This is a genomic window from Streptomyces globisporus C-1027, from assembly GCF_000261345.2.
GTDB classification, from domain to species: domain Bacteria; phylum Actinomycetota; class Actinomycetes; order Streptomycetales; family Streptomycetaceae; genus Streptomyces; species Streptomyces pakalii.
The window spans coordinates 3,810,618-3,823,814 of record NZ_CP013738.1; the positions used below are offsets into that span (position 1 = coordinate 3,810,618).

The 13,197-nt window shown below is 68.8% G+C and carries 15 protein-coding genes; 8 read left to right on the plus strand and 7 right to left on the minus strand.

Annotation, left to right across the window (positions count from 1 at the left end; translation table 11 throughout):
- Positions 1 to 28 precede the first annotated feature (28 nt).
- The 5 genes from WQO_RS16515 to WQO_RS16535 are packed head-to-tail and all read left to right on the plus strand — an operon-like array spanning position 29 to position 4,202.
- Positions 29 to 604, plus strand: coding sequence for a phosphoribosyltransferase family protein (locus WQO_RS16515; RefSeq protein WP_010056478.1), 576 nt, complete (start codon positions 29 to 31; stop codon positions 602 to 604).
- Positions 601 to 1,749: a glycosyltransferase family 9 protein gene (locus WQO_RS16520; RefSeq protein ID WP_010056479.1), complete on the plus strand. Its 1,149-nt coding sequence runs from the start codon at positions 601 to 603 to the stop codon at positions 1,747 to 1,749. Before WQO_RS16515 ends, WQO_RS16520 begins: the two co-directional genes overlap by 4 nt.
- The gene (locus WQO_RS16525) at positions 1,746 to 2,882 is read left to right on the plus strand and encodes a hypothetical protein (protein WP_029181905.1); all 1,137 of its coding nucleotides are present in this window, start codon (positions 1,746 to 1,748) and stop codon (positions 2,880 to 2,882) included. Before WQO_RS16520 ends, WQO_RS16525 begins: the two co-directional genes overlap by 4 nt.
- Positions 2,867 to 3,616, plus strand: coding sequence for an SDR family NAD(P)-dependent oxidoreductase (locus tag WQO_RS16530; RefSeq protein ID WP_010056482.1), 750 nt, complete (start codon positions 2,867 to 2,869; stop codon positions 3,614 to 3,616). Before WQO_RS16525 ends, WQO_RS16530 begins: the two co-directional genes overlap by 16 nt.
- On the plus strand, positions 3,609 to 4,202 hold the full coding sequence (locus tag WQO_RS16535) for a histidine phosphatase family protein (RefSeq protein ID WP_010056483.1): 594 nt from the start codon (positions 3,609 to 3,611) through the stop codon (positions 4,200 to 4,202). Before WQO_RS16530 ends, WQO_RS16535 begins: the two co-directional genes overlap by 8 nt.
- 320 nt (positions 4,203 to 4,522) lie before the next feature.
- Here the strand turns inward: WQO_RS16535 and WQO_RS16540 are convergent, their stop codons facing one another.
- From WQO_RS16540 to WQO_RS37465, 3 genes are all read right to left on the minus strand, one after another.
- Positions 4,523 to 5,071 (minus strand): hypothetical protein, encoded by a 549-nt coding sequence (locus WQO_RS16540; RefSeq protein ID WP_010056484.1) that lies wholly within the window; start codon positions 5,069 to 5,071, stop codon positions 4,523 to 4,525.
- Between the two features lie 30 nt (positions 5,072 to 5,101).
- Positions 5,102 to 6,022 carry a hypothetical protein gene (locus WQO_RS16545; RefSeq protein ID WP_032747500.1) on the minus strand — a complete coding sequence of 307 codons (921 nt, stop codon included), beginning with the start codon at positions 6,020 to 6,022 and terminating at the stop codon, positions 5,102 to 5,104.
- Between the two features lie 786 nt (positions 6,023 to 6,808).
- Positions 6,809 to 7,875, minus strand: a protein-coding gene (locus WQO_RS37465; protein ID WP_470433552.1) for an IS630 family transposase whose coding sequence is annotated in 2 segments (ribosomal slippage) — positions 6,809 to 7,429 and positions 7,432 to 7,875 — 1,065 coding nt in all. Because the reading frame shifts where the segments join, the coding sequence is not laid out codon by codon here.
- An 840-nt stretch (positions 7,876 to 8,715) separates the two neighbouring features.
- Here WQO_RS37465 and WQO_RS16560 point away from each other — a divergent pair.
- Positions 8,716 to 8,931 (plus strand): type II toxin-antitoxin system VapB family antitoxin, encoded by a 216-nt coding sequence (locus tag WQO_RS16560; protein WP_010056557.1) that lies wholly within the window; start codon positions 8,716 to 8,718, stop codon positions 8,929 to 8,931.
- Entirely contained in the window at positions 8,928 to 9,350 is a 423-nt protein-coding gene (locus WQO_RS16565; protein ID WP_010056558.1) for a PIN domain nuclease, read from the plus strand. The genes WQO_RS16560 and WQO_RS16565 overlap by 4 nt, the downstream gene beginning before the upstream one ends.
- A 122-nt stretch (positions 9,351 to 9,472) precedes the next feature.
- On the opposite strand, the gene WQO_RS16570 is transcribed toward WQO_RS16565, so the two are convergent.
- From WQO_RS16570 to WQO_RS16580, 3 genes are all read right to left on the minus strand, one after another.
- Entirely contained in the window at positions 9,473 to 10,726 is a 1,254-nt protein-coding gene (locus WQO_RS16570; RefSeq protein WP_010056559.1) for a damage-control phosphatase ARMT1 family protein, read from the minus strand.
- Positions 10,723 to 10,989, minus strand: coding sequence for a hypothetical protein (locus WQO_RS16575; RefSeq protein ID WP_010056560.1), 267 nt, complete (start codon positions 10,987 to 10,989; stop codon positions 10,723 to 10,725). Before WQO_RS16575 ends, WQO_RS16570 begins: the two co-directional genes overlap by 4 nt.
- Before the next feature lie 71 nt (positions 10,990 to 11,060).
- Positions 11,061 to 11,621 (minus strand): hypothetical protein, encoded by a 561-nt coding sequence (locus WQO_RS16580; RefSeq protein ID WP_010056562.1) that lies wholly within the window; start codon positions 11,619 to 11,621, stop codon positions 11,061 to 11,063.
- 163 nt (positions 11,622 to 11,784) lie between these two features.
- Here WQO_RS16580 and WQO_RS16585 point away from each other — a divergent pair, with 163 nt between their 5' ends.
- On the plus strand, positions 11,785 to 12,369 hold the full coding sequence (locus WQO_RS16585) for a TetR/AcrR family transcriptional regulator (RefSeq protein ID WP_010056564.1): 585 nt from the start codon (positions 11,785 to 11,787) through the stop codon (positions 12,367 to 12,369).
- A gap of 47 nt (positions 12,370 to 12,416) precedes the next feature.
- Here the strand turns inward: WQO_RS16585 and WQO_RS16590 are convergent, their stop codons facing one another.
- Positions 12,417 to 13,133, minus strand: coding sequence for a hypothetical protein (locus WQO_RS16590; RefSeq protein ID WP_010056565.1), 717 nt, complete (start codon positions 13,131 to 13,133; stop codon positions 12,417 to 12,419).
- Between the last annotated feature and the right edge of the window lie 64 nt (positions 13,134 to 13,197).

The window sequence follows — 13,197 nt, forward strand, 5'->3', positions numbered from 1 at the left end:
TCCCCTCTCCACCGACAGGAGCTTCGTCATGCCCGAAACCCTCACCGTGCCGCCCTTCTCCGCCCGAATCGTCGAGCGGCTCAGCGTCGGAGCCACCAGCCGCCGCGAGCGTGTCATCCACTCTTTGGACGGCCTGGAAAGCCCCGTGCATCCCGACACCCTCGCCAGCACGGGGGCCGATCTGTGGCGTCTGCTCCAGAAGCAACTGCCGGACGGGGCCGGCCCCGTGGACTTCCTCCTGGGCTTGGACGCGGGCGGCATCCTCCCGACCGTCTCCCTGGCCGACGCCGCCCGCCTCCCGTACAAGATCGCCTGGAAGCTGCACCTCCCCCTGGACGGCGCGGTCCGCTTCAGCGAGCCGCACGCCATGCGCACCGACGTCTTCGCCTACGGCATCGCTCCGGGACAGCGCATCGTCATCGTGGACGACGAGATCACCACCGGTCGGACCCTGGCCGACCTCACCCGCCGCCTCCGCGAGGCCGGCGCCGTCCCGCTGGCGGCGGCCTGCCTGGTGGAGGACACCACGCGCGGAGCCCGCGCCCTGCTCGACGAGCTGGAGCTGCCGCTGGTCGCGCTCACCACGATCGAGGGCCCGGCATGAGCGCGGTCGCCCCGCCAAGGGTCCGGTTCCACCACGGCTCCGTGGTCGTCCCCGCCGGGGCCGTCCACACCACCCCGCTGGGCTACGACCGTGGCAGCGTCCCCCTCGGCGCCCCGCTCCCGCTGACTGCCTCCGCCGAGTTCGTCCACCGCCTGAGCGGGTGCGGCGAGGTCGTGGTGGCCTTCGAGGGGAAGCTCGGAGACACCCTCCTCGCTCTGTCGGGGGTCCGCGCGGTGCTCGACTGGCTGCGGCTGCGGTCGGTTCGCACGTCTGTCCGGGCGGTGGGGCCGTACGCGGGGCCGATCGCCCGGACCGGGCTGATCGCTCACCGCCCAGTCACCACGCCCCACGGTCGACGCGCCGTGATCGGAGACCGCGCGGGGATCGAGGCGCACGGCTCCGAGGCTGTGCTGAGCGTGGTACTCGATCCAGCGGCCCCGCCCTGCTGGTCGAGCGACGGCCGCGCCCACCCGGACCTGCCGGCCCGCCATTACCTGGCACTGGAACGCCGCCTCGGTATCCGCCTCCCCGGCACGGCTCCCTTCGCGCCGACCCTCGTGACCGGCCCGAATGATCTCGTGGAGGAGCTGCGATCGGTGGGCTGGCTGGGCGGCCTGACCATCGCCGCCATCACCGCCACCAGCTGGCCGGAGCGCAAGGACTACACCGCCCAGCGGTACATCGCCCTCGCCGAGCAGATCGCCGAAGCCCAGCAAGCACAGGCCCGGCTGCTGCTCATCGGCGGCAACGCGGAAGACGGCTTCCGCGTCAGCGCAGAGGCCCCTCGGCGCCACGTTCAGGTGCTCCACCTGGACGGGGTGCCGGCCGAACAGCTCGCCGATCTCTTCCCGCACTGCGACCTGATCGTCGGCAATGACACCGGCCTCACCCACCTCGCCGCGATGACGCGCAGTCCCGAGAGACCCGTCATCGGCTTGTACGCGCGCCACAGCCACAGCAAGTGGCGCACCGGGCTCCCCCACCACCACGCCACCGCCACCGACCTGTCCGACCGCATGCACCAGGGCGACCTCTGCCCTGTCCGAGACGCCATTCCCCCGGACGTCGACATTCACATGGACGCCTTCCCGCCCGCCGAACTGGCCCGAGTGTGCCTCGATCTGCTCAACGGGGTGCGGCCATGACCCTCCGCAGCCCTCTGCGTCTCGGCCCGGTGCGGCGCTTCACTCGCAACCTGCTCTGTCCAGTCGACCTACTCGGCCGCCCGTTGCTCCTGAAGTACACGCGCGACCCGGTGGGAAGCCGAGCCGAGGTTCGCGGACACGCACGCCTGGCCCAGCACTACCGGGCGCCCACCCTCCACGCCCACCTGCGTGTGCCGGGCGGGCGGCTCCTCGCGTACGAACGTCTGCCCGGCGGCACCGATCACGGGCTCCTGCTCGATCTCTTCAACGCCAACGAGCCGAGCAGAGACCTCCGCGCCTACATGGATCAACTCACCGCCGCGTACCACAAGGCCATCCTCGCGACGGCGAGGCCCACCGACCCGACACGCGTGGTACGCAAGCTGTACTGGGACCGTGCGGCCCCCGGCGGCCGACTCGACGAGTACTACGGCGGCAGAGACTTCTTGATCGCCGACGACCTCGTCGACGTACCGGTCTCCCGCCTCGACACCTACACCCTGAACATCAACGGCCTTCGGCACCACCTGGACTGGGTTGCCACCCTCCGCTGGCTCCGGGCTCATTTCGCCGCGACTGAGCCGGTCTGGGCGGCCCTCACCCAGGGCGACCCCACCGACGTCAACCTCGCCCACCCGCTCGCCTGGTTCGACTACGACACCGCCGGGATGAACAGCATCCCCGGTGAGTTCGCCAACTTCCTCTGGTACGCCTCCGCCCTCGGCGGCTGGCTCGTGCCCACGTACAACCCGGTGGCCTTCGCCGACCACCCCGCCACGTTCGCCCGCGTCCCGGACAACACCCCCGAGATCCGACGAGCGGACATCGAGCACACCACGAGCACTCTCCACATCAACTACGTCCCACGTCTCGCGGCTCCTCGGCGGGCCGCCGTGACCACTTACTGGACCCAGCTCGTACGGCCGGTCGCCGACCGTCTCTGGCCCGGTGCGGACCTGGCGAACCTTCTCCGCCCCTACTTGGCCATGCGCATCCTCGGCATCTACAACCTCGCCGACCTGGCCCCAGCGGACCGGCTCATTCTCCTCGCCCGGCTCGCCGAAGCGATGAGCCCCGCCTTCGACCCCGCCACCTACTTCTGCCCCCTGGAGTCGTCATGCCCGGCCCCCTGAACGGCCGCACCGCCTTGGTCACCGGAGCGACCGGCGGCCTCGGCACGGCCATCGCCCGCCGCCTCGCAGCCGACGGCGCCGCTATCGCGCTCGCCCACTTCGACGACGACCGGACGGCAGGAGAGCTCTCAGCCTCCCTGCCCCCTTGCTTTTCCCTATCGGCAGACCTTCGGGACGCCGAGGCCGTACGGTCCCTGTGCCGTCGGGCCCAAGAGGCGCTGGGCCCGGTGGACATCCTGGTCAGCAACGCCGGTGCCTACCCGCGCCAATCGTGGCCGGAGACGACACCGACCCACTGGGAAGACACCCTGGCCACCAACCTGACCAGCCACTATCTCCTCGCCCACGAACTCACCGCCGGGATGACGGCCGCTGGCTGGGGCCGAGTCATCACGATCGGCTCCGTCCTCGCCACTGCAGGCCGCCACGAGCTCGCCGGCTACATCAGTGCCAAAGCCGGCCTCGAAGGACTCACCCGGGCCCTCGCCCGCGAACTCGGCCCAGACGGCGTCACCGCGAACTGCGTCGCTCCCGGCTCCATCCGCGTCCCCGCCGAAGACGCAGTCGTCGACGATCCAGAGGCCATGACCGCCCGCCAGCTCGCCCGCCAGTGCGTCCAACGGCGGGGCCGACCGGAAGACATCGCCGCGGCCGTCGCCTTCCTCGCCACCGAGGACGCCGGCTTCATCACCGGCCAGACCCTGCGCGTCGACGGAGGCTGGATCCTTGGCTGACATCTGGCTCATGCGCCACGGCGCCTACGAAGGCCACCGCCCCGGCTACCACGCCCCACACGAAGCCACCCTCACGCAGGAGGGCCGCGACCAGGTACACCGCTCCCTCCCTCTCCCCAACGGCATCACCGCGATCGTCACCAGTCCCATCCCCCGTGCCCGCCAGACCGCCACCCTCGTCTCGCATCTCACGGGCCTGCCGATCGTGGCCACCTCCGGCCTCCTCGCCGAGTGGCGCGCCCCGAGCATCGTCCTCGGCCGCAGCGCCGAGACCTACCCGCCCGCCTATCGCGCCTGGCGAGCCCGGCGCCTCGCCCACCCGTCACTACGCTGCGAAGACGGCGAAAGCCTCACCGACCTCCACACCCGCGCCCGCCACTGCGCCACATTCCTCCACCACACCGCCCAACGCCACGGCCCCCTCCTGGCCGTCTCCCACACCCTCTTCCTGGGCGTCCTCACGCATCTCCCAGAAGGACCCGCCGCTTTCGTCACCGCCGCGAAGGTCCCCTGGCGCTTCGCCGAGCTCCGGCTTCTTCCCACACCTCAACGAGCGACACCCCGCCTCAGAAGGCAGTCCCAGTAGGCCGGCCCTCCGGTCAGTCGCTACGTCTGTCCCCGCCACCACGCCCGTGGCGACAAGCACTTGTGGGTCGAAAAACCGCTCCTTTGACCGATGCCGTCACCAAGCACAGAGCAGCGGCTGGCAGGCTGCCAGCAGTTGGTCGGGACCCATCACAATCGGGCAGGGGTGCCACAGCATGTGGCTGTCGCTACTCGTGGGAACCGAGATCGGGACTGCATAGCCGCCCCATCGCTGTACGGTGCGCCCCCCAGCCGCCTCCAGCTAGGTAATCACCGAGGATTCACAGCTAGCCACTACCGCACGCCCGGGTACATGTACCTTCAGCGCCGGGCCCGTTCCCGCCGACGCAGCCAGGCAGGGTCCCTAACAGGAGTTGTCGTTTGCTCTTCGCGGACCAGGTCCGCGTCTGAAACCTGCATCATGCGATCGAACAACCAGACCAGCCGCATGAAGCGAAGCGAAGCAAACACCATGGTGTACTCGAACAAAAAGCGGCAGGAAAGAGGATCCGTCTCTCTGTCAAGCGCCAGGGAGATCAACAACAACAGACAGCAGAGCGCAGTGCTCTGGATCAAACTGCGCCAGCTGCGCCTCAGCTCCTCGTGGTGTTGTGCGCGCACCGCCCGCAGCCGTTCACCGTTGGCGGCGGTGTAGAGCGAGACTGCGATAGCACTCAGACCGCCGATGGCTGACACCACGCCAGCGGCCGTAGCGTACAGATCGGTGCGCTGCCCCGAGTCAATCCACGAGAGCCAATCCGACGACCCCGTACTTCGTATGACGAAGATGTGAACTCCGACGGCCAGAGCTGCGAGGAGGTAGTCGATCCAGAGGTAGGCGGCCCAGCGATCTTCGATGCTCGTACGCACACTCACGTGCCCCCCAGTTCATCGCCCAGGTCACGAGTCCCCTGCATCGACCGCCAGCCGCAGGGCGTCCTCGTGCTCGATGGCTGCTGCCAGGATCGCATCTACCGCTGACACGATCCGGATCGAGTTGCCCTCACCATCAGTGGCTGGCACGCGCTTCTTAGCAGTGATGCTGTGTTCGACCAGTTCAACGAGGCGAGTGTGCTCCGGCCCGCCCGGATCTGAGTAGACCAGCCGCGCGCGCGCCCGCTCGGCTCCAGTGACCACGTCCGAGATTTCCTCAAGATCAGCGAGGAGGTGCTCGCGGTGCTCCCGAAGTTCCTTCTTCTTCGGAACGGAAATAATCATCGTCACGCTGATCTCCCCGTACGCCTCGCCCGCCACACGAAGTGTGCGCGCAAGTCCGCCCCGGCGCTCCTGCAAGGCGCCCATCTTGTTGGCCATGATCTTGACTTCGACGCGACTGGCGCCAGAAGCGGTCTTCAACCGCTCCATCTCCGCATGCGCGACGACCGGCCGAACCTGCAGCTGGAAGCCAGGGAACAGCTGGATCCCGTTCAGCCAGGTTTCCAGGGCCTTGTGACTAGGAGCAGATACGCCGCCCTGCATGATCCCAATGACGTTCCCGAAGGGAAGGAAGCAGATCACCGAAGTGTCCACGTATCCCTCCTGCGCGGACTGTTCCAGTTCTCGCAGATCACCCGTGTCCCAGTTCACCACCGACAGCCACTCACCCGCATCCTTCACTCGGTGCAGCAGCAAGTGGTCCTGCATGTCGTAAGTGGCGACAGTCCCTACCATGTGCGAGTCGCCCTCGAAGGATCGAGACGCAACATCTGCCCGAGCAACGTCGGAAAGCGCGCCGTCCCAATCCATCCGGTTCGCGGCTCGTTTGGCCACTCCGTCTTGGACCACAACAACTTCATAGAAGCCGACTGTGCGCTCCTTCATATGACCCAACGTGGCCAAGGCGACCCCCTCGCATCTCCAGCGCGCAGCTGCCCTATCGTCAGCCCGCCCGCCCATCAGCACGTCCGATCTGATCGTAGACCTCGGCCCATGTCGCATCGATACCCGTCACGAAACCCGCCGCCACAGGGGCCCGGCATTTGGCGGCGCCAAGCAGGGGAAAGCGAACCCGCAAGAGATGCAGTCATGCCCGCCGTCAACCAGCCCGACTGCTGCCGCGCATCGTGCATCCTGCTCATCGAGCGACGCGTTGACCGCTACAGACGTGAGCCACCCCTTGGGGAGCAGCACGATCCGCCAACCTTGGTTGCCCTGCGCGACAGTGCTCACGGCACCAGTCCATCCACAGCACCTGGCTGCCGGCACTGCTCGACTTTGGACGATTCTGAGACCGTTCCCTACATGACCTTAAGCGCGGCCATCTGCCGCTCGCAGCACCGTTTGGACCAGGCGCGATTCCAGAGCTGCTGCCCCGCGCTGGGCTCCTGTGGCTCTGGTGTTCTTGGCCCGTTTGTCGGCTGCCTGGTACCGACGCTTCAGTCTTGCGCGCTCTTCCTTAAGGGACGCAAATGCCTTCTCCTTGGTCGCTGACGTTTCACGAAGGCGCTGCACCAACGCGGTCTTCCGCTCGGCCCACTCATGCAGTCGGCAACCCTCACACACCCATGAGTTGGCCCGTACGCGGAGCAGATACGTGTTGCACCGCGTACAAGGGGTGGAACTGAACTCCAGCCTACTGAGGTTGAACTCGTGATGTCGCTGGGTTGCTCAGGTGGGTCTGATGGTCAGGCCGGTCTCGGCGAGGCAGCCGTCTATGAGGTGGCTGCGGTATTGGATGTGGCGTAGGCCGTGTCGGATGCGCTGGACGAGGTGTTCGGGGGTGGAGAAGGCGACGTTGGAGAGCCAGCCGCGTCGTAAGAGGGACCAGATCCCTTCGACGGGGTTGAGGTCGGGTGCGTAGGGCGGCAGGTAGTAGATCGTCAGCCAGTCCCGGGAGGCGGCGAACTCCCGCAGCCCGGCGGCTTTGTGGACGTTCAGGTTGTCCCAGATGAGCACGATCGGCCCGCCGAGCTGCTGGTGGGCGGCGATCAGCAGGTCCCGGTAGTCGCGCCAGGAGAAGCTCTTGCGACTGTCGCGTCGGTCGTCGTCCCGGCGTGGCCGGTAGATCAGCCGGGACCGGTGGCCGGGCTTGTAGCAGGTCAGCGCGGCGATGGAGATGCGTCTGCGGGAACGGCCGCGGACACGCACCACCGGGGTCCGGCCGCGCTGGGCCCAGGTCCTGGCCTGCGGCGGCGTCATGGAGAAACCGGCTTCGTCCTCGAAGACGAGCCAGGCTCCACGGGCCGCCGCGAGTCTTCCGCGCACGGCCACACCTCCTTGACCCACCCGGCCACCGCCTCGTCGTCCCGCTCGATGGCGCGTCGGGCCGGGACCTGACAGGACCAGCCGTTGCGCACCAGGAGCTTGCGCACGCCCTGGATCGTGTAGGTCAGGTGGAAGCGTCGGCCGATCACCGTCTTCACACGGCTCAGGGTCCAGCGCTGGTCTTCCCAGCCATGCGCGGCCGGTCCCTTGGCCAGCTCCGCCTCCAACTGGGCGAACTGCTTCTCGCTCAGCCTCGGCAGCGATGCCGGGCCCTGTGACCGCAGAGCCCGCGGCCCGCCCTCGTCCCACATCCGCCGCCACCGCTGCACCGAGCGGACGCTGACCCGCAGGTCCCTGGCGATCACCGAGCTCGCCTCGCCCTGGGCGAACCTCTCGGCAGCCTTCAGTCGTAACTCCTCGCGGAACTGCTGCCGCTCGGCGGTCAGCCCGCCCCCTTGTGGATACCGCATGCCCCGGTGATACCGCACCGGCGAGGAGCCGTCAGCCCCTACGACACCACAAGTTCAACCTCAGTAACTGCGTAGATGCGGCCGCGCGGCTGGGCGGTGCTGCCCCCAGCAGTCAGAGCGACGTGGTTGTTGGTCGCGGTCAGGCGGGAGGAGGCGCGTTGGCCCGATCCCGGAGGCTGCTTCCGCGGTTTGGCCAGCGGGTGAGGTCTACGTGACTTCGCCATGCCCTCATGATGCCCTTCAAGAAACGACAGGCGCCATGGAATCCGCCCAGAGCGGCCAAGCATCATGGGGGAGGAACATCCAGATCCACCAACGGCCCCTACACAGGCGGCCCGGCAGGGCCCGGGACCTCTGACCAGGGGGCCCGCCTGGGAGAAGTTGGTCTCAGTTCTGGTCTCATTCGCCCCCGTCCGGGCCCGTCCACACGGGGTCACATTAGATGTTCCGCCCCAGGTCAGGACAGGCACGCACCCCGTCGGACCCCCAGGCGAACATTTGGAAAGCGTGTTGGGGGCAACCCCTCACGAGTTCGAATCTCGTATCCTCCGCCATTGCTCTCACCGGGCAATACGTCGAAGGCCCCCGCAGCTTGCTGCGGGGGCCTTCGACGTTGGCCGCAGCGAGCAGGCCAGGACTCAGGATCACGCCGCCGGCGAACGCCGAGCCTGCCGCGAGGGAATCACGCCTCCCGCATCCCATCTGTGACTCACCCTGTGAACCCCATCCACACAGATCGGTCAGAACTCGATCCGTGCACCCTCGACCTGGCATCACAGCACTCGGCGGCACCGTCTGATATATACTCGATGCCATAGTTGATATCTGAGGAGGTCATCAATGAGTCGCACCGTGATCGATCTCGACGACGAGCTGCTGGCCGACGTGGCTCAGGCGCTGGGGACCGGCACCAAGAAGGAGACGGTCAACACTGCTCTGCGCGAGGTGCTCGACAACCGCCGACGGGCTCTCGCTCTCACGCGGCTGCGGGCTGCAGCGGGCGAGGGCGCGTTCGATCTGGATGTCTTCGAGGACAAGAGGGACTACCGGCGGTGAGCGCGGCACAGTTCCTGATCGACACCAGCGCGCTCGCCCGGTTCTTCCGCAACGACGCCGAGCAGTACGGATGGGATCAGGCCGCCACGGCAGGGCTCATCGCGACCTGCCCCGTTACCGAGCTGGAGTTCTTCCACAGCGCCCGCTCCGCCGAGGACCGGGCGCGCGGCATCGAGGACATGCGGCTGCTGTTCGGCTGGGTGCCCGTCGATGACCGCGCGTACGACCGCGCCTGGCAGGTTCAGGAGCTGCTGACCCGACGCGGCCAGCACCGCAGTGCGGGAGCTGTTGACCTCGTCGTTGCCGCCACAGCGGAACTCCAGGGGCTGACCCTCCTGCACCGCGACCATGACTTCGAATGTATCGCCGCGATCACCGGTCAGGCCATGCAGTGGTACGGCCCGGCGTCCGGTAAATGAACGAGCGCCAGGTCTCAGCTCCGGTCTCATTCGCAGGTGCTCATCACAGTTCACCGAGCCTGTAGCCGTCGGCTCCGCCATGGCCTCGGACGCCCGTGCGTGGCTCAGCGTGGAGGGCCGGTCTACCCGCGCACCTGGATCAACGCATGCGTACCGCTCGTACGCCAAGCCGCACCGGACCGCTCCAGAGCGTCCAGCGTCTTCTGCTCCAACCCCACCACCACGTCGGACTTCAGTGTGCGCAGCGCCGCGACCGCCCCGGGGAAGTACGCCGTGCGGTGGGCGAACGGCGTCGTCGCGTCCCACGTCCGATCGCCCACCAGACGGCGGTAGTTGAGGTCGCCCTTCAGGATCGTCACGGTGGCCATCGCGAACTCCGCCCGCAGGTCCGCCGGCATCTCCTCGTACGGCAGCGGGGCGCAGAAGAACGGATGGGCCCGGATTTCCAGGCGCCCCGTCGCCATGGCGTCCCAGAGGCGGCCTCCGATGCGGCCCGCCTCGCCGGGTGCCTCCGCCAAGCGGCGCAGGCAGTCGACCACGTCGGCCGTCATCGCGTCGGAGACGTAGTACGGGTAGGGCTTCACGTAGAGCACGATCCGCTCGGCATGGCGGTGCAGGAGGAGATGGTCGATGAGGATCAGGTCCGGGATCAGCTCCCGCCCCGCGTTGTCCGCCACCACGGCGACCGTGGTGGCGGCTCCGGCGGGCAGGAGCTGCCAGAGCAGGGCGCCGTCGTCGGCGACCAGATCGTCGGCAGCGGTACCGGGTGCCGCATCTCCCTCCGTGACGCGGAAGCCCAGGTCCGCTCGGTTGCCCCAGACCGAGGCGTGGAGCAGGGCCGTGGCCCGCTCGTCGGCCGGTACGTCGGCGAGGGCGTCCAAGGCGCGGAGTTCCTCGTCCACCGCCGTGCCGCGAAGCTCGGCCTGCTTGAAGGGGGCGAAGGGGTCGACGCCCCGCCACGGGCTCGTCCCGAAGTAGCCGGTGGCGTCGAGGAGCCTGCGGTAGAAGTAGCTCTCCACCCACAGGAACGGGGCGTCGAACCACGATCGCCCGAAGAACTCCCGCCCCCAGGCCGACCACTGCTCGTGGTCGGGCTCCGAGGGGGCGAGCGGTTCGATCACCCCGTTGTTGTTCTGCTCCAGCAGGGCGTCGAGTGCCTCGTGCTGGCGGGGGCCGTACGGGAAGGCGCTCCGTACCTGCTGGATCAGCGCCGGATGGCGCTCGGCCAGGACGCTCCGGGCGAACGAGCCGGGCTCGTTGCTCAGGATGACCTGTGCTGACTGTTCGGGGGCCCGGCGTGGTCCGCCGCCGACGCCGTCATCCGTGGTGTGGGGCGTCTTCTCCGCCGTGGTCCGGGCCTCTCGCTCGCCGCTCATGCGGCTTCGGCCTTCAGGGCCATCAAGCGGGTGGCCACCGCCTCGGGCTCCGACGGTGCGGGGGTGAGGCCGAAGTGCTCCACCAGTTCGGTCCGCAGGAACGCGGCGATCTCCGCCTGGTCCGCGCCACGGCGGAGCCTCACGAGGAGAGGCGCGATCATGCAGTCGTACTCGTCGGGCACCTCGTCGGCGACGCCGATCGGATCCCACTCGTCGAGGAACTGCCGCAGGTTCTTCTCGGTCAGGCCGGTTCCGGTTCGCATGGGTGCAGGATGCCACCCGGGGCGAGCCGGGGCCGCTCGCCCGGTCCCGGCCGTACGGCGCGGTCGGCGGGCTACCGGCCGTGCTCATCGCGCAGGCGGAGCGCGGAGACGAGGAAGAAGACGCCGCCGAGGAAGGCGTAACCGGCCAGGCTGGTCAGGGAGGCTCCGTCCTTGCCCGCCTGGGCGATGAACGAGGCGCCGGCGAGCGTGGAGATGCCGCCGCTGGCGATCATCGCCCACTGGCCGCCGAGTTGGCGTCGGACGGCGCCGACGACGAGCTGGACGATGCCCGCGGTGATCGCCCAGGCACCCCAGACCCGCAGGACGGCGGGGATGCCGGAGGTGGCGGCGACGGCGACGCCGATGCCGGTGAGGGCGCTGAGCGCGATGTTCGCGTACAGAGCGCGGGCTGGTCGGCCGGCCGTCCGGGCGGACCGGATGTCGACGACCGCGCAGGCCACGTCGAACAGGGGATAGACCACCAGAAGGGTGGCGGTGAGCGCGCCCAGCTTGTCGGCGGTCGCGAACAGCAGGGCGGCCCACACCGCGGCGAACGCGAAGCGCAGGAAGTACAGCTTGCGCAGGGTGGTGGGGACGCTGGTGGTGGGAGGGGTACCGACGAGGGTGTCCATGGAAGTTCCTTTCAGGAAAGCCGAGTTCACAGCGATCGGCTGGGCACCGGAGGCCCTCCACTTCGAGAGGGAGAACGTTCGGTCTCATTCGCCATGAGACCGGCACCAGGGGCGTCCTGTCAAGACCGAACGTTCTCCCTCATCCGTGCGGTAATCTGGCCGCATGAGCGAAGGCACGGGAAGGGGCAGCACGTCGGCGGCGCGGGCCCGGCTGCTCGGCACGGCGACGAGGATCTTCTACGCGGAGGGCATCCACTCCGTCGGCGTCGACCGGATCATCGCGGAGGCGCAGGTCACCCGCGCCACGCTGTACCGGCACTTCACCGGCAAGGAAGAGCTCGTCCTCGCCTACCTCGACCAGGCGGACCAAGGCATCCGTGCGGGCATCGAGGCCGCGCGGGCGGGCGAGGGAACGGCGGCCGACGCGGTCCGGGCGGTCGCCCGGTTCATCACCGGAGGCATTCAGAGCCCCGGCTTCCGCGGCTGCGCGTTCCTCAACGCGGCGGCGGAATACCCCGATGCCGCCCACCCCATCCACCAGGCCGTCCTGGTCCACCGCCAGTGGTTCCTGGAGACTGTCACCGAGTTGCTGGCACAGGTCGGCGACGAGCCCGCCGAGGGTGCCGGCCGGCACCTCGTCATGCTCCGCGACGGCGCCATGGCCGCGGGCTGCCTCTCCGACCCGAAGCCGATCGCCGAGACCTTCCTTTTGGGCGTCGAGGGAATCCTGCGCGCGCGGGGCGCCTGAGGGGCTGCAGACGGGGTGGCCGGGACGGCCGGGCCCGTCGAGAGGTTTCAGCCCACCGATGGTGGCGAGGAAGGCGCGGACGGGAGCGGGCTGATGCCCGGTTCGAAGTGGGCCCGGAGGTAGATGCGGGTGCGTTGCGGTGTGTACGCGTGGGCGTACAGGCGCACGCACTGTTCGCCGGACGTGTCGTGGCCGCCCTCCATGCCGTACGGCATGTCCGGGGCACCGGAGGGTTCCGGACTCTCGGCGGCCCCGGGGCTGCCGGGGCAGACGGAGCCGTAGCGGATGCCCTTCGTGAAGGTCTCCGGTTCCGGGAGCCCCAGGTGGGTGAAGTCGTGGGCGGGTAGGTCGGCCTGCGCCTCGGCCGGTTCCAGCCACTTGCCCTGGGACGGGTGCTCGGACAGGTAGGCCTCCGCCTCGGCTCGCGTCAAGGTGAAGGTCAGAATCCCCGTGTCGAAGCGTGAGGTTCCCTCGTAGGCGGCCTGAGCGGACTCGGCGGTGGCCGGGATACCGAGGCCCATGTGGCCGCTCATCCACGCCGGGGTGACCCCCTCGGCCCAACCGATACCGGGCCCCGTTTCCTTCACGCGGCCGGACGTGCTCTCGCCGCCCTCGTCCATGAGGAACAGGACGGCGACAACTGCGGCACCGACGAGGACCAGCGCGCCGGCGGCCACGGATGCAAGGATCCAGCGGCGCCGGCCCGGACCGCCGTCGCCTCCGGAGGAGCCCTCCGTGGGCTGGTCGGCAGAGACGTCACCCACGTGGCAGAAGTCCTTCCGGGCAGTCGGTTACTCGGACTGCTCAATGTTACGAATCGGCTCCGCC

Bases quoted from the DNA above. Each gene is read 5' to 3' on its own strand.
- WQO_RS16525 (WP_029181905.1), top strand. From the start codon at position 1,746: ATGACCCTCCGCAGCCCTCTGCGTCTCGGCCCGGTGCGGCGCTTCACT.
- WQO_RS16570 (WP_010056559.1), bottom strand. From the start codon at position 10,726: ATGAGCGGCGAGCGAGAGGCCCGGACCACGGCGGAGAAGACGCCCCAC.
- WQO_RS16575 (WP_010056560.1), bottom strand. From the start codon at position 10,989: ATGCGAACCGGAACCGGCCTGACCGAGAAGAACCTGCGGCAGTTCCTC.
- WQO_RS16545 (WP_032747500.1), bottom strand. From the start codon at position 6,022: ATGAAGGAGCGCACAGTCGGCTTCTATGAAGTTGTTGTGGTCCAAGAC.
- WQO_RS16515 (WP_010056478.1), top strand. From the start codon at position 29: ATGCCCGAAACCCTCACCGTGCCGCCCTTCTCCGCCCGAATCGTCGAG.
- WQO_RS16520 (WP_010056479.1), top strand. From the start codon at position 601: ATGAGCGCGGTCGCCCCGCCAAGGGTCCGGTTCCACCACGGCTCCGTG.
- WQO_RS16560 (WP_010056557.1), top strand. From the start codon at position 8,716: ATGAGTCGCACCGTGATCGATCTCGACGACGAGCTGCTGGCCGACGTG.
- WQO_RS16530 (WP_010056482.1), top strand. From the start codon at position 2,867: ATGCCCGGCCCCCTGAACGGCCGCACCGCCTTGGTCACCGGAGCGACC.
- WQO_RS16585 (WP_010056564.1), top strand. From the start codon at position 11,785: ATGAGCGAAGGCACGGGAAGGGGCAGCACGTCGGCGGCGCGGGCCCGG.
- WQO_RS16580 (WP_010056562.1), bottom strand. From the start codon at position 11,621: ATGGACACCCTCGTCGGTACCCCTCCCACCACCAGCGTCCCCACCACC.